The organism is Streptomyces sp. NPDC059248, from assembly GCF_042753905.1.
In the GTDB taxonomy this organism is placed as follows: Bacteria; Actinomycetota; Actinomycetes; order Streptomycetales; family Streptomycetaceae; genus Streptomyces.
Genome location: NZ_JBHYZV010000022.1, coordinates 74,547 through 96,625, shown reverse-complemented (window position 1 = coordinate 96,625; position 22,079 = coordinate 74,547). Strand labels below are relative to the sequence as shown.

21 protein-coding genes are annotated in these 22,079 nt (G+C 71.7%); 14 read left to right on the top strand and 7 right to left on the bottom strand.

Going from position 1 to position 22,079, the window contains the following annotated elements; translation table 11 throughout:
• Positions 1-93 precede the first annotated feature (93 nt).
• The 9 genes from ACFXG1_RS12265 to ACFXG1_RS12225 all read left to right on the top strand — a co-directional run bounded on the left by ACFXG1_RS12265 (position 94) and on the right by ACFXG1_RS12225 (position 7,818).
• Complete coding sequence (locus ACFXG1_RS12265; RefSeq protein WP_384742281.1) at positions 94-993, top strand: hypothetical protein; 900 nt, start codon at positions 94-96, stop codon at positions 991-993.
• A 568-nt stretch (positions 994-1,561) separates the two neighbouring features.
• Positions 1,562-2,527: an FG-GAP repeat domain-containing protein gene (locus ACFXG1_RS12260; protein ID WP_384742279.1), complete on the top strand. Its 966-nt coding sequence runs from the start codon at positions 1,562-1,564 to the stop codon at positions 2,525-2,527.
• 111 nt (positions 2,528-2,638) lie between these two features.
• Positions 2,639-3,577 (top strand): FG-GAP repeat domain-containing protein, encoded by a 939-nt coding sequence (locus ACFXG1_RS12255; RefSeq protein WP_384724341.1) that lies wholly within the window; start codon positions 2,639-2,641, stop codon positions 3,575-3,577.
• A 212-nt stretch (positions 3,578-3,789) separates the two neighbouring features.
• Complete coding sequence (locus tag ACFXG1_RS12250) at positions 3,790-4,047, top strand: hypothetical protein (protein WP_384721958.1); 258 nt, start codon at positions 3,790-3,792, stop codon at positions 4,045-4,047.
• On the top strand, positions 4,022-4,576 hold the full coding sequence (locus ACFXG1_RS12245) for a DUF6879 family protein (protein ID WP_384721960.1): 555 nt from the start codon (positions 4,022-4,024) through the stop codon (positions 4,574-4,576). The genes ACFXG1_RS12250 and ACFXG1_RS12245 overlap by 26 nt, the downstream gene beginning before the upstream one ends.
• Positions 4,577-4,585: 9 nt before the next feature.
• Positions 4,586-5,434 carry a helix-turn-helix domain-containing protein gene (locus ACFXG1_RS12240; protein ID WP_384721963.1) on the top strand — a complete coding sequence of 283 codons (849 nt, stop codon included), beginning with the start codon at positions 4,586-4,588 and terminating at the stop codon, positions 5,432-5,434.
• A 116-nt stretch (positions 5,435-5,550) separates the two neighbouring features.
• Positions 5,551-5,775 (top strand): DUF397 domain-containing protein, encoded by a 225-nt coding sequence (locus ACFXG1_RS12235; RefSeq protein WP_384721966.1) that lies wholly within the window; start codon positions 5,551-5,553, stop codon positions 5,773-5,775.
• 109 nt (positions 5,776-5,884) lie between these two features.
• Entirely contained in the window at positions 5,885-6,337 is a 453-nt protein-coding gene (locus ACFXG1_RS12230) for a hypothetical protein (RefSeq protein ID WP_384742276.1), read from the top strand.
• A 350-nt stretch (positions 6,338-6,687) separates the two neighbouring features.
• The gene (locus tag ACFXG1_RS12225) at positions 6,688-7,818 is read left to right on the top strand and encodes an acyltransferase family protein (RefSeq protein ID WP_384722721.1); all 1,131 of its coding nucleotides are present in this window, start codon (positions 6,688-6,690) and stop codon (positions 7,816-7,818) included.
• Positions 7,819-7,867: 49 nt separating this feature from the next.
• Here the strand turns inward: ACFXG1_RS12225 and ACFXG1_RS12220 are convergent, their stop codons facing one another.
• Positions 7,868-10,798 carry an FG-GAP-like repeat-containing protein gene (locus ACFXG1_RS12220; RefSeq protein WP_384742274.1) on the bottom strand — a complete coding sequence of 977 codons (2,931 nt, stop codon included), beginning with the start codon at positions 10,796-10,798 and terminating at the stop codon, positions 7,868-7,870.
• A 140-nt stretch (positions 10,799-10,938) separates the two neighbouring features.
• Positions 10,939-11,331, bottom strand: a complete 393-nt coding sequence (locus ACFXG1_RS12215) for a MerR family transcriptional regulator (RefSeq protein ID WP_384720216.1) — start codon at positions 11,329-11,331, stop codon at positions 10,939-10,941.
• A 71-nt stretch (positions 11,332-11,402) separates the two neighbouring features.
• Between ACFXG1_RS12215 and ACFXG1_RS12210 the strand changes: the two genes are divergently transcribed.
• Positions 11,403-12,353, top strand: coding sequence for an NAD(P)-dependent oxidoreductase (locus tag ACFXG1_RS12210; protein WP_384720210.1), 951 nt, complete (start codon positions 11,403-11,405; stop codon positions 12,351-12,353).
• Positions 12,354-12,491: 138 nt separating this feature from the next.
• A complete protein-coding gene (locus ACFXG1_RS12205) occupies positions 12,492-13,376 on the top strand; it encodes an SDR family oxidoreductase (RefSeq protein ID WP_384720075.1) in 885 nt (294 codons plus the stop codon).
• A gap of 43 nt (positions 13,377-13,419) precedes the next feature.
• Here ACFXG1_RS12205 and hutI read toward each other — a convergent pair whose 3' ends face one another.
• The 4 genes from hutI to hutU all read right to left on the bottom strand — a co-directional run bounded on the left by hutI (position 13,420) and on the right by hutU (position 19,034).
• Positions 13,420-14,607, bottom strand: coding sequence for an imidazolonepropionase (hutI, locus tag ACFXG1_RS12200; RefSeq protein WP_384720071.1), 1,188 nt, complete (start codon positions 14,605-14,607; stop codon positions 13,420-13,422).
• A 94-nt stretch (positions 14,608-14,701) separates the two neighbouring features.
• Entirely contained in the window at positions 14,702-16,084 is a 1,383-nt protein-coding gene (locus ACFXG1_RS12195) for a formimidoylglutamate deiminase (RefSeq protein ID WP_384720073.1), read from the bottom strand.
• The gene (locus ACFXG1_RS12190; protein ID WP_384742284.1) at positions 16,081-17,277 is read right to left on the bottom strand and encodes an allantoate amidohydrolase; all 1,197 of its coding nucleotides are present in this window, start codon (positions 17,275-17,277) and stop codon (positions 16,081-16,083) included. Before ACFXG1_RS12190 ends, ACFXG1_RS12195 begins: the two co-directional genes overlap by 4 nt.
• 32 nt (positions 17,278-17,309) lie before the next feature.
• Positions 17,310-19,034, bottom strand: a complete 1,725-nt coding sequence (hutU, locus tag ACFXG1_RS12185; protein ID WP_384718930.1) for a urocanate hydratase — start codon at positions 19,032-19,034, stop codon at positions 17,310-17,312.
• 114 nt (positions 19,035-19,148) lie between these two features.
• On the opposite strand from hutU, the gene ACFXG1_RS12180 reads away from it, so the two are divergent.
• The 3 genes from ACFXG1_RS12180 to ACFXG1_RS12170 all read left to right on the top strand — a co-directional run bounded on the left by ACFXG1_RS12180 (position 19,149) and on the right by ACFXG1_RS12170 (position 21,460).
• Entirely contained in the window at positions 19,149-20,663 is a 1,515-nt protein-coding gene (locus ACFXG1_RS12180; protein WP_384718928.1) for a diaminopimelate decarboxylase, read from the top strand.
• A gap of 158 nt (positions 20,664-20,821) precedes the next feature.
• Positions 20,822-21,214, top strand: coding sequence for a roadblock/LC7 domain-containing protein (locus ACFXG1_RS12175; RefSeq protein ID WP_384718926.1), 393 nt, complete (start codon positions 20,822-20,824; stop codon positions 21,212-21,214).
• A 36-nt stretch (positions 21,215-21,250) separates the two neighbouring features.
• Entirely contained in the window at positions 21,251-21,460 is a 210-nt protein-coding gene (locus tag ACFXG1_RS12170; protein WP_384718924.1) for a hypothetical protein, read from the top strand.
• Between the two features lie 25 nt (positions 21,461-21,485).
• Here the strand turns inward: ACFXG1_RS12170 and ACFXG1_RS12165 are convergent, their stop codons facing one another.
• Positions 21,486-22,055, bottom strand: a complete 570-nt coding sequence (locus ACFXG1_RS12165) for a hypothetical protein (RefSeq protein ID WP_384718922.1) — start codon at positions 22,053-22,055, stop codon at positions 21,486-21,488.
• Positions 22,056-22,079: the final 24 nt, after the last annotated feature.

Sequence of the window (22,079 nt, the reverse complement as noted above, 5' to 3'; positions counted from 1 at the left end):
GCGCCCCCCCCCACCCACCCACCCCCACCCCGCACAACGGCCCCCCGTCCCGGGAGAGGCCGTCTCTTCAGCACCATTTCGGAGCGTTATTTCATGCTAAAAGCTGGCATCAACCGTACGGGCGCCCTGTCCCGTGTCACCGTCGCCGCCCTCACCGCCGCCCTCGTCGCCACCGGCACGAGCGCCGTCGCGGCCGACAACCCGGGCGGTCCGGGCAACAAGAGCGCGACGACGAAGACCGCGGCGGCCAAGAGCGACATCTCCGCCGAGTACCGCACCCTGCACGGCGTCTCCGGCGGAAGCCTGTACGAGTACATCCCCGACAACGACGGCGGCTACGGCTCCCGGCGGTTCTTCGAGGGCGGATGGGAGAACGTCGTCGACGCCACCCAGGCCGACAACGACGGCGACGGTCTGAGCGACGACCGGTGGGTCCGGGACAACACCGGCCTGTTGATGTACGAGTCCCGTGAGGCGGGCGGCCTGCGGATCGGCGGCGGCTGGAACATCTACGACAAGGTCTTCTCCCCCGGCAACCTGGGCGGCGCGGCGGGCGCCGACCTCCTCGCCCGGGACAAGGCGGGCGCCCTCTGGCTCTACCTCGGCTACGGCGACGGCCGGGTCGCCCAGCGCGCCAAGGTCGGCGACGGCTGGAACATCTACGACCACATCGCCGGGCTCGACGACGTCAGCGGTGACGCCAAGGACGATGTCGTCGCCGTCGACACCAGCGGAGTCCTCTGGCTCCACCAGGGGACGGGCAACCACGAGGCCCCGTTCAAGCCCCGTGTCCGGGTGGGCGGCGGATGGGGCGTCTACAACGACATCGTCGGCGTCGGCGACCTCGACAGCGACGGCATCAACGACCTCGCTGCCCGTGACAAGGCGGGCGCCTTGTGGCGCTACTCCGGCACAGGCAGCGCGACCGCGCCCTACGCGCCCCGCGTACAGATCGGCACCGGCGGCTGGAACACGTACCGCCTGATCTTCTGACCGACGACTCCACCCGGGACCGGCCGGGTACGACAGGAGGCCGCTCCCCTGCCGGGGCGCGGCCTCCGCCGTTGCGCGGTCCCGGAAAAAATCTTGAAGAAGGCGTACAACCCTCCGGCACCCACGGGGGTCGTATCTGTGTGTCGGCCCGGTTTCCGGGTCGGCCACCCGACCGAGGGGCGGCCCGTGGCCGTGGACCGGCGGGTGTCAACGGGGGATTCAGCAAGGGGTACTTCTTCATGATCGGGCGCCGCCCGGGACCTCGGTCCGGGGGATATCACCGTGGTGACGGATATTCCGTGCTTATCACCGGAACCAACGCCTTAAGGTGAACCGTCGTCACTAGTACGACGCGGCCGGATCCGTTCGACCGTACGCCTTCCATGCGCGTTCGGGACGGGACCCTCCACGGCCTCCGAGTCCTCATCGACCGTCGAGACCGATATGTCCTGTGATTCACAACCCTTTCAAATGGGTTGACCTATATGAAACGCATGGAAAGATAGACAAACGTAGTGAACCTTCCAGGGGGGAAGTTCACTCCCTAACTCTTTCGGAGTGGCATTTAATGGCAAAGACTGCCTTCAACCGCACGGGCGCGCTGTCCCGTGTCACCGTCGCCGCCCTCACCGCCGCCCTCGTCGCCACCGGCACGAGCGCCGTCGCGGCCGACAACCCGGGCACCACCAAGAACACCTCGTCGACGGCCGCCACCGCGGCCTCCGAGATCGCCAAGTCGATCAAGAAGCAGCAGCAGAAGAAGGGCGTCAGCGGCCGGAGCACGGCCAAGTCCGGCGCCGCCGCCGAGTTCCGCGTTTTGCAGGGCCTGTCCGGCGGGGACCTGTACGGGTACATCCCCAACGGCAGCGGCGGCTACGAAGCCCGTGAGTTCTGGGACTTCGACCTCCAGTGGCTCAAGAACGCCGTCCAGGCCGACAACGACGGCGACGGCCTGGCCGACGACGTCTGGTCCTGGGACACCTCCGGGGGTATGGGCTACAGCTCCGGCGAGAACCCCGAGGGTGTCTACATCGGTGGTGGCTGGAACACCTTCAACAAGGTGATGTCCCCCGGCAACCTCGGCGGTGCCGCGGGCGCCGACCTGCTCGCCCGGGACGGCTCCGGCAACCTGTGGCTCTACCTGGGCTACGGCAACGGCAAGGTCGCGCCCAAGGCGAAGGTCGGTTCCGGCTGGAACATCTACAACCACATCGCCGGTGTCGGTGACCTCACCGACGACGGCAAGGCCGACATCGTCACCGTCGACAAGTCCGGGGTCCTGTGGGTCCACCCGGGCAGCGGTGACTACAAGAAGCCGTTCAACGCTCGTGTCAAGGTCGGCGGCGGCTGGAACGCCTTCAACTACCTGGTCGGCGTCGGCGACCTCGACATGGACGGCCGGAGCGACCTGATCGCCCGCGACAAGGCCGGCGCGCTCTTCCGCTACTCCGGTACCGGTACCGCCAGCAAGCCGTTCAAGCCCATGGCCAAGATCGGCACCAGCGGCTGGAACACCTACCGCCTGATGTTCTGATCGGATCCACCCCGTCCCCCAGCGGGACGGACGGCTGAATCCTCAGGAGCCGCACCCCCGCCAGGGGTGCGGCTCCTCGCATATCCCTCCCCACGCACGGAAGTGGCCACCATGGCAGCATCGATCAACCGCGCGGGCGCGCTCTCCCGCGTCACCGTCGCCACCCTCACCGCCGCCCTCGTCGCCACCGGCACGAGCGCCGTCGCGGCCGACAACCCGGGCGCGTCGAAGACCCCCGCCGACACCTTCGTCGCCGCCGAGCAGGCCCAGCTCGCTCAGCAGGACCGAATCGGCGCCCGCAGCACCGCCAAGGCGGCGGCCACCGCCGAGTACCGCTGGCTGCGCGGACTCTCCGGCGGCAACCTCTACCTCTACGAGCCCGACGGCCGGGGCGGCTACGGGCCGCGTCACCACATCGCCACCGGCGGCGAGACCGTCAGCAACGCCGCCCAGGCGGACAACGACGGCGACGGCAAGGCGGAGTCCGTCTGGCTCTGGTTCAGCGACGGCACCCTCGACTACGCCACCCCGACCTCCGCCATCACGGTCGGCGGCGGCTGGAACATCTTCAACAAGGTCATCTCCCCCGGCAACCTCGGCGGCGCCGCGAGCGCCGACCTGATCGCCCGGGACAAGGCGGGCGACCTCTGGCTCTACCTCGGGTACGCCAACGGCAAGGTCGCCCCGCGCAAGAAGATCGGCTCCGGCTGGAACATCTACCAGCACATCGCCGGTGTCGGCGATCTGACGGGCGACGGCAAGGCCGACATCGTCACCGCCGACAAGTCCGGCGTCCTGTGGATCCACCCGGGCAGCGGCGACTACAACAAGCCCTTCAAGCCCCGCGTCAAGATCGGCGGCGGCTGGAACACCTTCAACTACCTCGCCGGCGTCGGCGACCTCGACAACGACGGCAAGAGCGACCTGATCGCCCGCGACAAGGCCGGCGCGCTCTTCCGCTACTCGGGCACCGGCACCACCGCCAAGCCGTTCAAGCCCATGGCCAAGATCGGCACCAGCGGCTGGAACACCTACCGCCTGATGTACTGATCCGGCGAACCGGAGCCGCGCCGCCCCACGGCGGCGCGGCTCCCCGCACAGCGGCCCGCCCGGCTCGGAATGCCGGAGACGTCCCCGGTCGGCTACGGGACAGCGACCGGCTCGACGGTGGCCGACAACCGACTGTCCCTCCTTGACATCACCGGCCCCCGGCTCGACTCTCGTGCAAGACGGCGCAAGTCGCTCGGACACCGGAGGCAGTCATGACACTGCGGTTCATCGGGGTGGATCCGGACTCGGGACAACACGGGTCCCCCACGGTGTGGGTGGACACCAAGAAGCGGGAGCTGGTGCTCCAGGGCTGGAAGCCGGGCAAGAAGCTGCGGGCGCGCTGCGCCGAGTTCGAGGTGCCGGGGCACGCGCCGGGCATTCCGCCGCACGAAGCGGTCATCCGCATTCCGGTCCGGATGGTGCCGATGCTCAGGAAGGCGTGTGATGTCGCAGAGGGAACCGACGTTTGACGAGTTGCTCGCCGCGGCCCGGCATTCGGCCGTCCACCTGGAGATGCGCGACTCCTACGGCGTCGGCGACGAGACCGCGGACTTCGAGCGATGGCGGCGGACGGGGGTACGTGATGTGGACCCCTCGTCCGCGTACTGGGCCCCCTGGGTCGAGTTGATCCGCGAGACCGTCGCACGAGGGGTGTCCGTCCGGCGGGCCCGCGTGGTCTCCGAACCCGTCACGGAGTACATCCGCTACGAGCACGCCGGCACTTCGGTCAACATCCAGGCCGGCGAGCAGGTCCGCTGGCTCCCCAGACGGCTCGCGTCGGACATCCCGCTGCCCGGCAACGACTGCTGGGTGTTCGACGGTGAGATCGTCCTGTTCAACCACTTCACCGGCGACGGATCCTGGTCGGAGCCGGGCTGGGAGCTGCGGGAGGAGCCGTCCGTCGCCGGGATGGCCACAGTCGCCTTCGACACGGTCTGGGCCCGGGGTGTCCCGCACGAGGCCTACTCGGTCGCACCGGTGGAGCACGGGGAGTCCTGAAGCAGCCTCATGGCCCCGTCTCCGTCCTCCAGTGCCCAGGCCGCCCGCGAATCCATCGCCGCGCGCCTGGGCGGCCTGCGGCGCGAGGCCGGGCTGACCGGGCGGGAGCTGGCCCTGAGATGTGGCTGGAGCCCGGCGAAGTCGTCCCGGATCGAAGGGGCGAAGACCCCGCCGTCCGACGCCGACATCCGCGCCTGGTGCCTCGCGTGCGGGGCCCGGGACCAGACCGAGGACCTGGTCGCGGCGAACCGCCGGGCCGACGAGATGTGGGTGCACTGGCGCAAACTGCACCGGCACGGCATGCGTCGTGCGCAGGAAGAGGTACTGCCGCTGTACGAACGGACCGGGCGGCTGCGCGTCTACTGCTCCAACCTCGTACCCGGTGTCCTCCAGACGGAGGCGTACGCGACGGCCCTGCTGTCCACGATCGCCGCGTTCCAGGGCACGCCGGACGACGCGACGAGCGCCGCCGCCGTGCGCGTCGAACGCTCCGGCGTGCTCCACCGGGGCGACCACCGGTTCGCCTTCCTCATCGAGGAAACGGTCCTCCGCTATCGGATCGGTGACGCCGCGACGATGGCCGGGCAGCTCGGCTACCTGCTCGCGGTCATGGCCCTGCCGAATGTGAGCCTCGGAGTCATCCCCTTCACGGCCGGGCGCCGGATGTGGCCGCTGGAGGCCTTCTACCTGTTCGACGACGACCAGGTCAGTGTGGAGCTGCTGACGGCGGCGGTGAACATCACGGCGCCGAGCGAGATCGGCACCTATGCCGGCGCGTTCTCGGACCTCTCCCGTATCGCCGTGTACGGAACGTCCGCCCGGGCGCTGATCTCCGAGGCCGTCAACGCGCTCGGGTGACTCCGTGCAAGGTGGTGCAACTTCGTGGCCATCCGTATCCGGCCCTCCCTACGGTCGTTCCGCGGCGACCGTGACGGCTGCAGGCCGTCCCCGCATGGTTCAGGAGGGCAGCAACGATGACCGATCTGTACGCACTTTCCCTCGACGGCGTCACCTTCAGCACCGCATGCGGCGGTAGCACCCACCCCGACGGGGAGTCCTGTGTGGAGCTCGCCCGGATCGGGGCGGACGCCTGGGCGCTCGGGGACACGAAGCGGCCCGGCCTGCCGCCGCTGCGGTTCACTTCGGCGGAGCTGTACGCCGCGGGGATCGATCCGGCGCGGTTCGGGCTCTCCGCCTGACGGCCCCGGCCGATGACCACGGCCCCGCCGGTCGCCCCGCGCGGCGGGCGGGGCCGTCCGAGCGGCCCGTCCGCGCCGCCTCCGCCGCCGAACGACACGAGAGGCCGTCGTGCACCACCACGGCTACAGCTGGACCGGGGAGAAGAGGTTCTTCGACGACGAGGCGGTACGGCGCCCTCCGTACCACGAGCCACCGCCGGTCACCGGGGACGGTGCCGGGCGACGGCTGGAGGAGCGGTATCGCGAGGTCGTGGCCGAGTTCGCCGTCACCGGAGTACCACCCGTGGAGATCGCGTCCTGGTTGATGAAGCCCGCGGCACTGGTTCGGGGCACCTGGGACGGGCCCGAGGACGCGGGTGGCTGGCTGGCCACCCGGCTCGCGGAAGGACCGTACCCCGAACGGGCGGACCGGCTCGTCCGGGATGCGGTGGAGCGACTGGCGTGGGGTGGGGACGTATCGCTGGGATTCTATCTCGACGGCACCCTCTTCCGCTCCATCGCCGTCGTCACCTGCTCCCCCAACCGCGCGCGGCCCGAATTCCACTGTCCGCTCGCGCGCTGAGCCTTCGACCTCCGTCGCATATCGACAGACAGACGCACAGACAGTCGCCGGTCGCACAAATGATCGCGTAGTGATGCACAACCGTCGGGACGTGTCGCAGGTCGAACCAGTGCATCGCCCGCAGCAGCCGATCACACCGGAATGATCCGCCGACGCACGGGCAGCCGACACCCGTCGGTGACCGGATCACCGACGGGCGGCGGCGGGTCCTCGTACACCGGATACGAGGGCCGGGTTCCTTGTCAGCAGATTCCCTGTGTACCCGCGGAGAAGTGCGAGTGCGACGAATGCCTACATTTACTGAATCAGCACATCGTGTACCTCATGAAACCCACCCTTCACAGTCTTCTGTGCGGGTCGGTCATACGGGACGCACAGCGGCGCATCTCGCGGCCCTGCCGGGCGGGCGGCACAGAAAGCAGCCGTCGGCGACCCTGCCTCCGGACGCCGGGCAGCGCCGGCCGCACGAGCGGCTGTACGTTCTCGACGGGCTGCGGATCGCCGCCGCGCTGATGGTGGTGCTGTACCACTACACGGCCCGCGGCGGCAGCTGGCAGATGCCGGTGAAGGACGTCTTCCCGGAGATCTACCGCTTCACCGCGTACGGCTATCTCGGGGTCCAGATCTTCTTCGTGATCAGCGGCTTCGTGATCTGTATGAGCGCCTGGGGACGTCCGGTGAAGAGCTTCTTCATCTCCCGGGTGGTCCGGCTCTACCCCGCGTACTGGTTCGCGGTCGTCGCCACCACGGTCACCCTGATGGTGGTCCCGGGCGGGCGGCGGCGGCTGCCCGCGAACGATGTACTCGTCAATCTGACCATGCTGCAACAGCCGCTGCACGTCCGGCATGTCGACACCGTCTACTGGACGCTCTTCACCGAGCTGCGGTTCTATCTGCTCTTCCTGATCGTGGCCTGGTTCGGGCTCACCTACCGGCGGGTGATCCTCTTCTGCTGCGTCTGGGGCGCGGCCACGCTCCTGGTCGCCGAGGCCCCGCACGGGCCGCTGCGGCTGCTGCTGATCCCCGAGTACAGCTGGTTCTTCATCGCGGGCATGGCGTTCTATCTGATGTACAGGTTCCGGCCCAACCTGATGCTCTTCGGCATCGTCGGGGTCTCGTTCCTGGCGTCCCTGGGGCCCACGATCGACGAGTTCCAGCACCTGACGTTCCTCGCGGTGAAGGAGGTGTGGCCGGTGACGGCCGTCATGGCGACTTTCTTCGGGCTGATGGCCCTGATCGCTACCCGCAGGCTCTCGTGGATCAAGTGGCGCTGGCTGCCGGTCGCGGGCGCGCTCACCTATCCGCTGTATCTGCTCCACCAGGTCATCGGCTGGGAGCTGATCCACTACTTCGGCGGGCGGGGCGTCGGTCCATGGGTGCTCGTGGGGTCCGTCACGGCCGGGATGCTGGTGGTCTCGTATCTGGTGGCCCGGTTCGTCGAAACGCCGGTCAGCCGCCTTCTGAAGCGGAAGCTGGCATAGCCGGGGGTTGCCGTACCGCCCCTGGCCGGGGCGGTACGGCTGGGCGACGTCAGACGCGGACGTCCGCCTTGGTCCAGTTGGGCGAGCCGTTGGCCACCTGGCCCAGCGACGTCCACTGGTTGTTCAGATCGTTGCGGTGCACGGTCACGGCACCGTTCGGGCCGAGGACCAGGTAGTCCGCCCGGCCGTCACCGTTGTAGTCGGCGAACCGTACATCGCTCTTGGTCCAGGCGGCCGAGCCGTTGGCCACCTGCCCCAACGACGTCCACTGGTTGTTCAGATCGTTGCGGTACGCGGTCACGGCACCGTTCACGCCGAGGACCAGGTAGTCCGCCCGGCCGTCACCGTTGTAGTCGGCGAACCGCACATCGTCCTTGGTCCAGGCGGCCGAGCCGTTGGCCACCTGGCCCAACGACGTCCAGGACGTGCCGGTGCCGGTGTAGCGGTAGGCGTGGGTCGCGCCGTTGGGCGCGAGGACCAGATACTCCGCGCGGCCGTCGCCGTCGTAGTCGGCGAACCGCACATCACCCTTGGTCCAGTTGGCGGACCCGTTCGCGATGCTGCCGCGGTCCGTCCACTGCCCGTTGCCGCCGTTGTGGTACATCCGCACCGAACCGTTCGGGCCGAGGACCAGGTAGTCGGCCCGGCCGTCACCGTCGATATCGGCGAACCGCACATCGTCCTTGGTCCAGTTCGGCGAGCCGTTGGCCACCTGCCCGAGGTTCGTCCACTGGTTGTTCGGATCGTTGCGGTGCGCGGTCACGGCGCCGTTCGGCGCCAGAACCAGATAGTCCCCGCGGCCGTCGCCGTCGTAGTCCACGTCGTAGTCGCCCTGCGGCGCGCCCGATCCGATCGGCGGGCCCGGGGTGACCGTCACATCCGGGGTGAGCCAGTTCTTGGCGACCGTGGCGGCCAGCGCCTTGTAGAAGGCGTCGGACATCTTCTGGTACCCGGCGCTGTTGGGGTGGAGTCCGTCCTGGAGGTCGGCGGCCGTGATGGCACTGAAGTCGACCTGCTCCACCTTGCGCGCGTTGGCCCGTTCCGCGGCGACGATGCCCGGGATGGCGGCGTTGTACGCGTCGACCAGCGGCTGCTTGCCCGGTCGGCTGTTGGGCACGATCGGGGCCAGCAGGACGATGGTCTCGGGGGACGCCGTGGTGATCCGGTTGACCAGCCGGGCGAGCCGGGCGGGGGCGTCCTGGACCGCGTGGTCCCGGTTGATGTCGTTGCTGCCGATGTGCAGGGTGACGACATTCGGCTTCGCCGCCACCAGCCAGTTGTCGATGTTCTCGGCGATGCCGTCGATCATCCAGCCGGAGTGGCCCTCGTGCTGCGAGTCGGGATGGGCGCCGGCCTGTTGGGAGCCGACGAAGTCGAGGTTCTTCGTATGGGGCGCGAGCTGGTCGCGGAGGATACGGCGATAGCCCTCGCACCGCTCGTACTGGGTCCCCCCGGCACAGGTGGAGCTGCCGACGCCGAGGGTGATCGAGTCACCGAGCGGCATCACGGCGAGCCGGGGCGCCTTCCAGGTCGGGCTGCCGCCCTGGCCGGGGGTGTCACCGTGGTAGCTGAAGCCCTGGAACTCGGTGACCGCGGCCATCGGATTGCCCGAGGTGTACTGGTCGACGGCGAAGAAGTTCGGCTTCTTGCGCGCGGCGGGCATACAGAACCGGCCCGCCCGGTTCGCCAGCTTGGAGTTGTCGTTGGCGGCGGTCGGCACGCTGGGGTACTTCCGGAAGTGGTTCATCACGAACAACCGCCGGAACTTCTCCTCCTCCTGGACGAGCGGGATGCTGCCCCACCGGGTCTGGCAGGTCCAGTCGGCGTCGAAGCCGGGCATGCCCATTTCCCAGTAGTTCTCCACCGTCCAGCTCGACTGGAGGGCGACACCGAAGCCCTGGCGTTCATCGGCCTTGCTGGAGAAGATCAGCAGCCGCTTGCCCTTGTTCGCCATCTCGCCGACCGTCGGCCAGCCCTTCTGCGCGACCCCCTCCACCACCGGGTCGAAGATCAGACCGTTCAGACCCGGGACGGCGTCCAGGTCCTTCTTCAGATTCGCCGACGTCGACTCGTCCTGGAGGAAGATCGTGACGATCTCCCGCTGGTTCTGGGGCTGGTTCATCCAGTCGGCGATGTCGCGCAGGATGGGTTCGGTCACCCGATTGGTGTCCAGGCAGCTGCCGTGGCAGAGCCGGGTGTTGCCGTGGATGTTGTTGTCGTAGACGTCGAGCATCAGGCCCCGGACGCCGTCGTTCAGCTGCGTTCTGATCGAGTGGGGCTGTGCCGGTATCCCCGGCGCGGAGAGGTCCTCACTGTTCCAGAACGCGTTGTGCGTGGTCAGATAGGTCATCTGGTCGTACGTCCGGGCCTCGTGCGGCACCGAGCCGATGTTCTCGCGCGGCGGGTCGATCGGCGTGACGTACCAGGCGTACTCGTTGTTCGGCTGGGCCGGGGTCGGCAGCAGGTTCGCGCGGCCGTCCACCTGGCTCGAATGGAGCATCCGCTCCCGGTTCTGCTGCGAGTCCCAGGTCTTGATCCGGAACCGCTCGCCGCCCAGGGGGTCGAAGGTGAACTCCGTTTCGTCCCCGCAGGCCCGCATCTCCGTCATGGCCATATCGGTATAGGGCGCCCGGGTGAAGCACTGCCCGCCCCGGGTGATCCAGTACTTCCCGCTCGGCCGCTTCTCCAGCCGGACCTGCTGATGGTCCTCATCGCCCTTCGGCGGCGTCACCATGCCGGGAGAGCCCTGAGCCCTGACCATCCCGCCGTTGCTCACACTGGTCAGATAGACCTCCGTGGCCGTATGCGGCTCCTGCGGCGCGGCCACCGCGTCCGGCGCGGCGGCCATCAGGCCGCCCGCCGTCAGCAGTCCGGCCGCCATCGTCCCGGCCAGGGCCTGCGCGACGATCCCGCGCAGTCTCCGGCGGCCGGGGTCGTGAGCCGTCCTTCTCGACGCTCTCGACGAGAGTCCCGTCCTCACAATTCACCTCTTCATGAGACATGACAATGCGTCAACCGGCGTCACCGGCACGCATCTTGGCGCCGAGGGAGACGAGGAAGCAGACGTGACCGTTCCACTTGTGGGGCAAGTGTCGAGATCCGCGAGAGACGGTCATGGGATCACACCGGGGCGAGACAGATCTCCGCGCCGTTCTCGTCGACCCCCGGCGCCGCCGCGACCAGCGCGTCCAGTGCCGTACGGGCCGCCAGCAGATCCGCCACCGCCCGGTCGATGCGCTCCCGCTCGCGCTCCAGGCCCGGCAGCAGCCCCGAGCAGGCCGGTACCAGCCGGTCCCCGTCGGCGACGGTGCACGGCAGGAGTTCGGCGATGGTCCGGGTATTGAGCCCGGCGGCCAGCAGCATCCGGATCCGGCGCACGGTGTCGGCGTCCTCCTCCGCGTACTCCCGGTATCCCCCGTTGCCGCGCCGGGGCCACAGCAGGCCCTGCTCCTCGTAGTAGCGCAGCATCCGCTGGCTCGTAGCGGTCCGCCGGGCGAACTCCCCGATCCTCATGCTCATATACCGGTCACCGTCCGCGCTCGCGTTTGACTCTCACACCGATGTGAGACTTTAGGTTCCGCCGTATGACAACAACGCAGCACGACAATGCTTCCCCCGCCGTCACCCCGGCCCCGGCCCCCGCCCCTGTCGCCGTCGTCGGGCTCGGTCCGATGGGGATCGTCCTCGCCGAGACGTATCTCCGCGCCGGCCACCCCCTGACCGTCTGGAACCGCACCGCCGCCCGCGCCGACGACCTGGTCGCGCGGGGCGCGCGCCGGGCCGGGTCGGTGGCCGACGCGCTCGCCGCCGCCGAGGTGGTCGTGGTCTGTCTCCGGGACTACGAGACCCTGTACGACGCCTTCGGCGACGCCAAGGCCCCCGAAGGGGCCCGGCGTCTGGTGGTGAATCTGAACTCCGGCACCCCCGAGGAGGCCCGGGCGGCCGTGGACTGGGCGGAGTCCCGGGGGTTCGACTACCTCGACGGCGCGATCATGGTGCCGCCGACGCTGGTCGGCTCCCCGCACGCGGTCTTCCTCTACAGCGGCCCGCGCGAGCACTTCGACGCGCGCTTCACGACCTTGGAAGCCCTGGGGGACCCCCGCTACCTCGGTCCCGACCCGGGGCTCGCCGTCCTCCACAACGTCGCCCTGCTGGAGATGATGTACACGACGATGAACGGCTGGCTGCACGCCGCCGCGCTGGTCGGCTCGGCGGGTGTACCTGCGGTCGACTTCGCCGAACTCGCCCTCGGCTGGTTCGCCCCTGCCGTCCTCTCCCCCGAGTCCATCCGAGCCGGTGCCCCCGGTCTCGACCGCGCCGAGTACCCCGGCGACCTGGGCACCCTGCGGATGAACCTCGGCGCCATCGAGCACATCCTCCGTACCAGCCGCGAGGTCGGCGTCCCCGACGACCAGCCCCGGCTGCTGCGGGACATCGCCGAAGGCGCGATCGCGGCCGGGCACGGGGACCTGAACTACTACGCGGTCTTCGAGACGTTGCGGGCGCGGGTGCCGGCTCCCGCCGACGGCGTCTGAGCGGGGCGGGCCCGCCGTCCGGGGGACCCCCGGACGGCCGTCCGGACTGCGGGCGCGGCGATCGTCGCCGACACTGGGCGCGTACGCGTACCCCCGCGTGCCCGCTCGTACGCCGTTCCCGCCGGAAGGACCCTCGCCATGACCGAAGCCGCCCCTGTCGATACCGTCGTCGCCGTCACGGGCGCATCGGGTCAGCTCGGCGGGCGGGTCGCCCGGCGGCTCGCCGAGCGGGGGGTGTCCGTACGGCTGGTGGGCCGGGATCCGGGGCGGCTGCCCGAGCTGGCCGGGGGCTCCACGGCGCGGATCGCGTCATACGGGGACGAGGAGGGCATGCGGCGGGCCTGCGACGGGGCCGGGACGCTCTTCCTGGTCTCCGGGCACGAGGACCCGAACCGGGTACGGGAGCACCAGATCGCCCTGGACTCGGCGGTCGCGGCCGGGGTGGACCGGGTGGTGTACGTATCGTTCCTGGGGGCCGGTCCCGAGTCGACGTTCACCTTCGCGCGCGACCACTGGTACACGGAGGAGTACATCCGTGCCTCGTCGCTGCGGTACACGTTCCTGCGGGACAGCTTCTACCAGGCGTCGATCGCCGGGATGGCGGGCGCCGACGGGGTGATCCGGGGTCCGGCGGGGCACGGCCGGGTGTCCGCCGTCGCGCATGACGACGTGGCGGACGCGGCCGTCGCCGTCCTCGTCGGCGAGGGCCACGACAGCGCCGTGTACGACCTGACGGGTCCGGCGGCCATCACCCTCGAAGAGGCCGCCGACGAGCTGTCGCGGTTCGCGGGCCGGACGGTCACCTATGTCCCGGAGAGCCGGGAGGAGGCGTACGCGTCCCGCGCCTCGTTCGGGGCGCCGGAGTGGGCGGTCACCGGGTGGGTGACCTCGTACGAGGCCATCGCGTCGGGTGAGCTGGCGGTGGTCTCGGACGCGGTGGCCAAACTGGCGGGCCGCCCCGCGCGGTCCTTCGCGGAGTATCTGCGGGAGCGTCCGGAGGCGTACGCGCACCTGCTGCGGTGAGCGGAGGCGTACACGCACCTGCTGCGGTGAGCCCCGGGCGGGCTCACCGCACCCTGACCCCCGCCCGCCACACCTCGCGCACCAGGGGCACCCCGGGCCGGTAGGCCAGATGGACATGGCTCGGGGCGTCCAGCAGGGCCAGGTCCGCGCGGGCGCCGGCGGCCAGCCTGCCGATGTCGGTCCGCCGCAAGGCCGCCGCGCCGCCCGCCGTCGCCGACCACACCGCCTCGTCGGGGGTCATCCCCATGTCCCGGACCGCGAGGGCGATACAGAACGGTACGGACGAGGTGAACGACGACCCGGGGTTGCAGTCCGTGGAGAGGGCGACCGTCGCGCCCGCGTCCAGCAGCCGCCGGGCGTCCGGCCACTCGGCCCGGGTGGAGAACTCCGCCCCCGGGAGGAGTGTGGCGACCGTCGTACCGCGCGCGTCCGCCAGGGCCGCGACGTCCTCGTCGGTGAGATGGGTGCAGTGGTCGGCGCTGGCGGCCCCCAGCTCCACGGCGAGCCGCACCCCGGGACCCGGCCCCAGCTGATTGGCGTGCACACGCGGTACGAGGCCCCTGGCGGCGCCCGCCGTGAGGACGGCCCGCGCCTGGTCGCCGTCGAAGGCGCCCCGCTCGCAGAAGACGTCCACCCAGCGGGCGTGGGGCGCGCAGGCGTCCAGCATCGGTCCGGTCACCAGGTCGACGTAGCCGGCCGGGTCGTCGGCGTACTCGGGGGCGACGACATGGGCGCCGAGATAGGTCACCTCGTCGGTGTGCCGGGCCGCGATCCGCAGCGCGCGGGCCTCGTCATCGACGGTGAGCCCGTAGCCGGACTTGGTCTCGAAGGTCGTGGTGCCCTGGCGGAGGGCCTCGGCGAGATAGCGGGCGACATTGGCGTCGAGTTCGGCGTCGGTCGCGGCCCGGGTGGCGGCGACCGTGGTCCTGATGCCGCCCGCCTCGTAGCGGCGGCCCGACATCCGGGCGTTGAACTCGGCGGTGCGGTCGCCCGCGAAGACGAGATGGGAGTGGGAGTCCACGAAGCCGGGGATCGCGGCGCGGCCTCCGGCGCCGTACCGCTCGTCGGCGTCGGGCGCGTCCGCCGCCGGGCCCGCCCAGACGACCCGGCCGTCCGCCGCGTCGACCACGACGGCCGCGTCGTGGAGGAGGCCGAGAGGGGTGGAGTCGTCGCCGAGACCGGGGGTGTTGGTGACGAGGACGCCGATGTCGGTGATGAGGGTGGTGGTCACGCGGGTGGCTCCTTGCGAGGGCTCCGGGGGGGCTCCATGGGGGCGGCTTCCTGCTGCCGAGAAGCCGGGCCTCTCGGCAGGACGTACGTACGGTTTACGAGCGCACCGCCGCGATCGCCCGCGCCAGCTCCCCCGCCGTATCCGGTACGGACCGGTGGACACCGTGCTCGACGACGAACCGGCCGCCGACGACCACGTCCCGGACGTCCGCCGCGGTCGCGGCGAACACCACGGCCTCCGCCGCCAGCCGGGGCACCGGGCCCGCCGTGCGGACGGTGTCCAGCGCGACGGTGGCCAGGTCGGCGGGCGCGCCGGGTTCGATCCGGCCCGCGCCGGGCCGGCCGAGCGCCGCGTGCCCGTCCCCGGACGCGGCCCGCAGCAGGGCGGCGGCGGTCCAGTGGCCCCGGCTCCGGGTCCGCAGCCGTTCGTCCAGCTCCATCGCCCGCGCCTCTTCGAGGATGTCGATCACGGCGTGGCTGTCGCTGCCGAGGCTGAGCGGGCTGCCCGCGCGCGCGAGGTCGGCGGCGGGCCCGATGCCGTCGGCGAGGTCGCGTTCGGTGGTGGGGCACATACAGACCCCGGCCCCGGCGGAGCCGAGGATCCGGATGTCGTCGCCGGTGAGATGGGTGGCGTGGACGGCGGTCGTGGTCGGCTTCCAGAAGCCGTGGCGGTCGAGGAGCCCGGCCGGGGTGACCCCGTGGACGGCGAGGCACGCCTCGTTCTCGGCGGGCTGTTCGGAGAGGTGGACATGGACGGGGACGCCGTCGGTGCGGTCGGCGAAGGCCGCGTAGCCGTCGGCCTCGGCGAAGGCCCGTACGGAGTGCACGGCCGCGCCGATCCGCACCCCGCCGGACTCGTCGTCCCGCTCCCGCAGCCGGGACCACCGCTCGTACCAGGCGTCCGCCGAGCCGTCGTCGAAGCGGATCTGGGGGCCGGTCGGCGGGGTGTGTCCCCGGGCGGTGAGGCCGCCGTGCAGATAGACGGTGTCGAGGAGGGTGATCCGTACGCCCGCGTCCCGCGCGGCCTCGATCAGCGCGTGCCCCATCGCGTTGGGGTCGGCGTACGGGGTGCCGTCGGGGGCGTGGTGCAGATAGTGGAACTCGCCCACGGCGGTGACACCCGCGAGCGCCATCTCGGCGTAGACGGCGCGGGCGAGGGCGTAGTACGTGTCCGGGGTCAGCCGGGCGGCGATCCCGTACATCACCTCGCGCCAGGTCCAGAAGGTGCCGGAGCCGACCTGGACGGTGCCGCGCAGCGCCCGGTGGAAGGCGTGGGAGTGCGCGTTGGCGAGGCCGGGGACGGTGAGTCCGCGCAGGACACGGGCGCCGGGCGGCGGGGTGTCGGCGCCGGTGGTGACGGAGCCGATCCGGCCGTCGGCCGTGACGCCGACGGCGACCCCGGGTTCGACGTGGTCGCCGAGCCAGGCGTGCTCGGCCCACAGGACGCGCTCCCCCGGTCCCGTACCGCCGGCCGTCATCGCGTCTCGCACGCCAACCCCTCCACCACGTCCGCCAGGGCCAGGACACCCGCCACGCAGTCGTCCTCGGCCGCCGACTCTGCCGGGGAGTGGGAGACCCCGGTCGGATTGCGGACGAAGAGCATCGCGGTCGGTACGGAGCCGGAGAGGATGCCCGCGTCATGGCCCGCGCCGGTGCCGAGTACGGGTACGGAGCCGCCGAGCAGCCGGTCGAGTTCGTCGCGCAGGGCGTGGCCGAACTCGACGACCGGGGTGAACGACTCCCGTACCACCGTCACGTCCACCCCGTCGCGGGCCGCCCGCTCCCGGGCCGCTTCCTCGACGGCGGCGACGACGGCGGCGAGCGTCTCGGGGTCGGCGGCGCGGGAGTCGAGCCAGCCCCGGACCAGGGACGGGACGGCGTTGACGCCGTTGGGTTCGACGGCGACCTTGCCGAAGGTGGCGACGGCGCCGGTGCGTTCGGCGGCGGCGCGGGCGGCGAGTACGGTCGCGGCGTAGCCGAGCATCGGGTCGCGGCGGTCGGCGATCCGGGTGGTGCCCGCGTGGTTGGCCTCGCCCGTGAAGTCGAAGCGCCAGCGGCCGTGCGGCCAGATCGCGGAGGCGAGGCCGATCCGGTCGCCGGTGCGGTCGAGGGCGCGGCCCTGCTCGATGTGGAGTTCGACGAACGCGCCGATCCGGGCGAGCCGCTCCGGGTCGGGGCCGATGGCGTCCGGGTCGAGCCCGGCGTGTTCCATGGCCCGGGGGAGGGTGATCCCGTCGGCGTCGGTGAGGGCGTACGCGGCCTCCCGGGTGAGCTGTCCCGCGGTGAGCCGGGAGCCGACGCAGGCGAGGCCGAAGCGGGCGCCTTCCTCGTCGCCGAAGTTGACGACGGCGAACGGGCGGGTGAACTCGGCGCCCCGGCGGCGGAGTTCGTCGAGGGCGGCGAAGGCGGAGACGACGCCGAGGGGGCCGTCGTAGGCGCCGCCGTCGGGCACGGAGTCGAGATGCGAGCCGGTGACGACCGCGTCCCCGGCCGCCGGGTCGCCGAGCCAGGCCCACTGGTTGCCGTTGCGGTCGGTCTCGTAGACGAGTCCGCGGGCGGCGGCCTGCGCCGCGAACCAGGCCCGGCAGTCGGTGTCGGCGCCGGTCCAGGCGTGCCGCCGGTAGCCGCCGCTCGTCGCGTCGCGGCCGATGGGGGCCAGCTCCCGCCACATGGTGTGGAAGGAGGGGCCGGAGGTGGGTACGGTCACGCGCCGGCCTCCCCGGTCGCGGTGGTGCCGGCCCCGGGGCCGGGGTCGGGGCCTTCGCGCATGGGGATCCGTACGCCCTTCTCGTCGGCGACCGCCTCCGCGCCCCCGTATCCGGCGTCGACATGGCGGATGACGCCCATACCCGGGTCGTTGGTGAGGACGCGGCGGATCTTCTCGCCCGCGAGCGGGGTGCCGTCGGCGACGGTGACCTGGCCCGCGTGGATCGAGCGGCCCATGCCGACACCGCCGCCGTGGTGGATCGAGACCCAGGAGGCGCCGGACGCGACATTGACCATGGCGTTCAGCAGCGGCCAGTCGGCGATGGCGTCGGAGCCGTCGAGCATGGCCTCGGTCTCGCGGTACGGGGAGGCCACCGAGCCGCAGTCGAGGTGGTCGCGGCCGATGGCGAGCGGCGCGGCCAGCTCGCCGCTCGCCACCATGTCGTTGAAGCGCTCCCCGGCGCGGTCGCGTTCGCCGTAGCCGAGCCAGCAGATCCGGGCGGGCAGGCCCTGGAAGCGGACGCGTTCGCCCGCGAGCCGGATCCAGCGGGCGAGGGACTCGTTCTCGGGGAACAGATCGAGGATGGCCCGGTCGGTCCTGGCGATGTCGGCGGGGTCGCCGGAGAGCGCGGCCCAGCGGAAGGGGCCCCTGCCCTCGCAGAACAGCGGACGGATATAGGCGGGTACGAAGCCGGGGAAGGCGAAGGCCCGGTCGTATCCGGCGAGTTTCGCCTCGCCCCGGATGGAGTTGCCGTAGTCGAAGACCTCGGCGCCCGCGTCCATGAAGCCGACCATCGCCTCCACATGCCGGGCCATGGACTGGCGGGCGCGGTCGGTGAACCCGGCCGGGTCCTTGGCGGCGGCGTCGGCCATATCGGCGAAGTCGACGCCGGCGGGGAGATAGGCGAGCGGGTCGTGGGCGGAGGTCTGGTCGGTGACGATATCGATCGGCGCGCCCTCGGCGAGCAGCCGCGGCAGTATCTCGGCGGCGTTGCCGATCAGCCCGATCGAGAGGGGGCGGCGGGCGTCGCGGGCCTCGACGGCGAGCCGGAGGGCGTGCTCGACGGAGTCGGCGCGGACATCGAGGAAGCGGTGCTCGATCCGGCGCTCGACGGCCCGCGGATCGCAGTCGACGCAGATCGCGACGCCGTCGTTCATGGTGACGGCGAGCGGCTGGGCGCCGCCCATGCCGCCGAGTCCCGCGGTGAGGGTGATGGTCCCGGCGAGGCTGCCGCCGAACTTCTTGGCGGCGACGGCGGCGAAGGTCTCGTACGTGCCCTGGAGGATGCCCTGGGTGCCGATGTAGATCCAGGAGCCGGCGGTCATCTGGCCGTACATGGTGAGCCCGAGGGCTTCGAGGCGGCGGAACTCCTCCCAGGTGGCCCAGTCGCCGACGAGGTTGGAGTTGGCGATCAGGACGCGCGGGGCCCATTCATGGGTCCGCATCACCCCGACCGGGCGGCCGGACTGGACCAGCATCGTCTCGTCGGCCTTGAGGGTGGTGAGGGTGCGCGCCATGGCGTCGAAGGAGCGCCAGTCGCGGGCGGCCTTGCCGGTGCCGCCGTAGACGACGAGACGGTCGGGGTGTTCGGCGACCTCGGGGTCCAGATTGTTCTGGAGCATCCGCAGGGCGGCCTCCTGCTGCCAGCCGAGGGCGGTCAGCTCCGTACCGCGAGGGGCGCGGACGGGACGGGGCCCGGCTCCGGGTGCGGCTCCTGACATGGTGTGCCCTCCTACGCGACCAACGCTCCGACTCGACCTATTCACATCCTGATCTCATGAATAGAACTAGTCAACAGTCGCGCCGGAGACGGACCGGATGATTGGCTGGGCCATATGACTCTCGATGGGCGGGACGGACGGCCGGGGTACGACGGACGCGACGGGGGTGCGGTATCGGACGGCCCGGACGTACGAGACGGGGGCCCGGACGTACGGGACGGGAACGCGGCGCCGTTGACGCGTACGGCGCTCGACCGCGCCCGCCGCCGGGACGCCGCCGTCCGCGCCGCCGTCGAACAGGGCCTGCTCACCGAGGAGGAGCCGGTCGTCGCGCTCCTCGACACGGCGGGCATCCGGGCCTCGGCCGCCGCGCTCCACGCGGCTTTCGCCGCCGTCACCGACGCCCCCGTCCTCCACGCCTTCGCGGTGAAGGCCGCACCCCTGGTCCCCGTACTGGCCCTGCTGAACGCCGAGGGCGTGGGCGCCGAGGTGGCGAGCCCCGGTGAGCTGGCGCTGGCCCGTGCCGCCGGGGTCCCGGCCGGCCGGATCGTGCTGGACTCCCCCGCGAAGACCCCGGGCGAGCTGCGCGAGGCCCTCGCGCTGGGTATCGCGGTCAACGCCGACAACACGGCGGAAGTGGCCAGACTGGACGCCCTGCTGGCCGCGGGGCCCACCGCTTCCCCGCTCGGCCTCCGGGTGAACGCGCAGGTCGGCGGGGGCGCGATCAGCGCGCTCTCGACGGCGACGGCCACCTCCAAGTTCGGCTTCGCGCTCCGCGACGAGGGCGCGCGGGCGGCGATCGTCCGGATGTGTCTGGACCGGCCGTGGCTGACCCGGCTGCACACCCACTCGGGTTCGCAGGGCGTACCGGCGGAGCGGATGGCCGAGGGCGTACGGGAGGTGTACGCGCTCGCCGAGGAGATCAACGCGGCGGCCGGGCGGCGGCAGATCGACACCATCGACATCGGCGGCGGACTGCCGGTCAACTTCGGCTCCGACGAGGAGACGCCGACGTACGCGGAGTACGCGCGGCTGCTGACGGAGCGGGTCCCCGGGCTGCTGGACGGGCGGTACGGCATCGTCACCGAGTTCGGCCGGTCCCTGCTCGCCAAGCACGGTCTGATCCTCAGCCGGGTCGAGTACGCGAAGGTGTCCGGCGGACGGCCGATCGCGCTCACCCACGCGGGGGTCCAGGTCGCGACCCGCACGGTGTACGACCCGGAGTCCTGGCCGCTGCGGATCGCGGCGTACGACGGCTCGGGCCGGCCGAAGCAGGGCGCGCCGGTGGTGCAGGACGTGGCGGGCCCGGCGTGCTTCGCGGGCGATCTCCTGGCGCGGGCGCGGCCGTTGCCCCCGCTGGCGGAAGGCGACGTGGTCGCGGCGCTGGACACGGGGGCGTACTACTTCGCCAACCACTTCGGCTACAACAGCCTGCCCCGGGTCGGGGTGTACGGCTTCCGAACGGGGACCGCCGGCGGCACGGCCGGGGCCGGGACCGGAGCCGGGACGGGAACCGCAGCCGGAGCCGGGACCGGGGTGTCGTTCGCGGTGGTACGGGAAGCACAGACGGTGGCGGAGATCGTCGCGGAGTCCGGCGGCGACCGGGCGGGCGCCCTGCTGGAGCCGTGATCGGCCGCCTCGGGGCGGGCACCCTACCGGGCCCGGGGCATGTTCCGATGGAAAATGCCACAACTCCTTCCGGCTACCGCCACGTTGCGTAGCCTGCTCGTCACCGCCGTACGACCGGGCCGTGGCGCGCGGACCCGCGCGCGGGGAGGAGGCACGTGGTGGCGGCCGAGGAGAACGTACTCGCCGAGCTCAGAAGCCTGAGACTGCGGATGCCACAGCTGACCGGCGTCCTCGCGGCGGGCACCAACGGACTGGTGCTCGGTGCCGACGCCGGGAACCCGGAGGGGGTGGCCGCGCTGACCGCCGTCGCACTCGGGGTCTGTGTCCGGCTCTCGGAGGCGGGCGGCCAGGGCCGCTTCCAGGAACTGCTGGTCCGGGGCGAACGGGGGTACGTCGCCGCCTACGCGGCGGGCTCCCAGGCCGTACTCACCCTGCTCGTGGGCCCGCGCGTCAATATCGACCGGCTGCACCGGGAGGCGCGCCGCTCCGGCGCGCTCATCGGGCACCTGGTCGACGGCCCCGCGCGCCGGAGCCCGTACCCCGGCGTCTGACGAAGGACCCGTACCACCCGAGGAGATACGTCCCCGATGACGACCGGTGAAGACCTCAACGGCCACTCCGCCGACTGGGTCGACCCCCGCTACGCCGAACTGGCCGCCCACGTCGACCGGGAGGTCGTCCTCGCCTTCCGCTGCCGCTCCCGGATACCGTGCGCGCAGTGCGGCGCCCTGGGCGTCAGGATCCTGCTCACGGCGGGCCCGGCGGGACCGGTATCGGTCCCCTGCCTCGCCTGCTGAGGCCCCCGGGCCGGGGGCCTGCGGATCAGCCGCGGGCGCGGCGGCGGGCGCCGCCCGGGGCCGCGTCGCCCGCGGCGATACCCGTCGTACGGAAGCCCTTGACCGGCTTGCCGACGGCGCCCCGGCCGATCCAGTCGGTACGCAGCCACAGCAGCTGGTCCGTGTCGCGCTCCAGGCGGCCGAGCCACAGCGCCTTCGCCCACAGCCCGGCGCCTGCCCCGGCCAGCAGCAGGCCCAGCGTGCCGGGCAGGGCGAAGGAGCTGACGACGGCGGCGGCGAAGGCGCCGAGCAGCCACCAGCGCATGGCCCGGCGGCGCAGCCGCAGGGTGACGGCACGGTCCTGGAGGACGTCACCGCGCCCGGCCCGGGTCGCCGCCGCCGCGAAGTGGGTATAGCGGCGGCGGCGTACGACGCAGGTGACGGCGAGCGCCACGATGAACAGCGCAGCCCCGGCGAGCAGGCCGATCCGGCGGCCGGTCAGTCCCGGGACCATCGCGCCGACGGCGGCGCCCAGGAGCCCGAGCCACCACAGGGGCGCCGCCCCCGCCCGTACGACGACCGCCACTCTCGCCAGCGACTGCGCACCGCGCCCCACGCCCCGCTCCTTCCCACATGCCTT

Coding starts and splice junctions, on each gene's coding strand:
- hutU (WP_384718930.1), bottom strand. CDS start 19,034: ATGTCAGGAGCCGCACCCGGAGCCGGGCCCCGTCCCGTCCGCGCCCCT.
- ACFXG1_RS12245 (WP_384721960.1), top strand. CDS start 4,022: ATGTCGCAGAGGGAACCGACGTTTGACGAGTTGCTCGCCGCGGCCCGG.
- ACFXG1_RS12190 (WP_384742284.1), bottom strand. CDS start 17,277: ATGTGGCGGGAGCTGGCCCCCATCGGCCGCGACGCGACGAGCGGCGGC.
- ACFXG1_RS12265 (WP_384742281.1), top strand. CDS start 94: ATGCTAAAAGCTGGCATCAACCGTACGGGCGCCCTGTCCCGTGTCACC.
- ACFXG1_RS12205 (WP_384720075.1), top strand. CDS start 12,492: ATGACCGAAGCCGCCCCTGTCGATACCGTCGTCGCCGTCACGGGCGCA.
- ACFXG1_RS12195 (WP_384720073.1), bottom strand. CDS start 16,084: ATGACGGCCGGCGGTACGGGACCGGGGGAGCGCGTCCTGTGGGCCGAG.
- ACFXG1_RS12210 (WP_384720210.1), top strand. CDS start 11,403: ATGACAACAACGCAGCACGACAATGCTTCCCCCGCCGTCACCCCGGCC.
- ACFXG1_RS12235 (WP_384721966.1), top strand. CDS start 5,551: ATGACCGATCTGTACGCACTTTCCCTCGACGGCGTCACCTTCAGCACC.
- ACFXG1_RS12180 (WP_384718928.1), top strand. CDS start 19,149: ATGACTCTCGATGGGCGGGACGGACGGCCGGGGTACGACGGACGCGAC.
- ACFXG1_RS12260 (WP_384742279.1), top strand. CDS start 1,562: ATGGCAAAGACTGCCTTCAACCGCACGGGCGCGCTGTCCCGTGTCACC.
- ACFXG1_RS12170 (WP_384718924.1), top strand. CDS start 21,251: ATGACGACCGGTGAAGACCTCAACGGCCACTCCGCCGACTGGGTCGAC.
- ACFXG1_RS12255 (WP_384724341.1), top strand. CDS start 2,639: ATGGCAGCATCGATCAACCGCGCGGGCGCGCTCTCCCGCGTCACCGTC.
- ACFXG1_RS12250 (WP_384721958.1), top strand. CDS start 3,790: ATGACACTGCGGTTCATCGGGGTGGATCCGGACTCGGGACAACACGGG.
- ACFXG1_RS12240 (WP_384721963.1), top strand. CDS start 4,586: ATGGCCCCGTCTCCGTCCTCCAGTGCCCAGGCCGCCCGCGAATCCATC.
- ACFXG1_RS12215 (WP_384720216.1), bottom strand. CDS start 11,331: ATGAGGATCGGGGAGTTCGCCCGGCGGACCGCTACGAGCCAGCGGATG.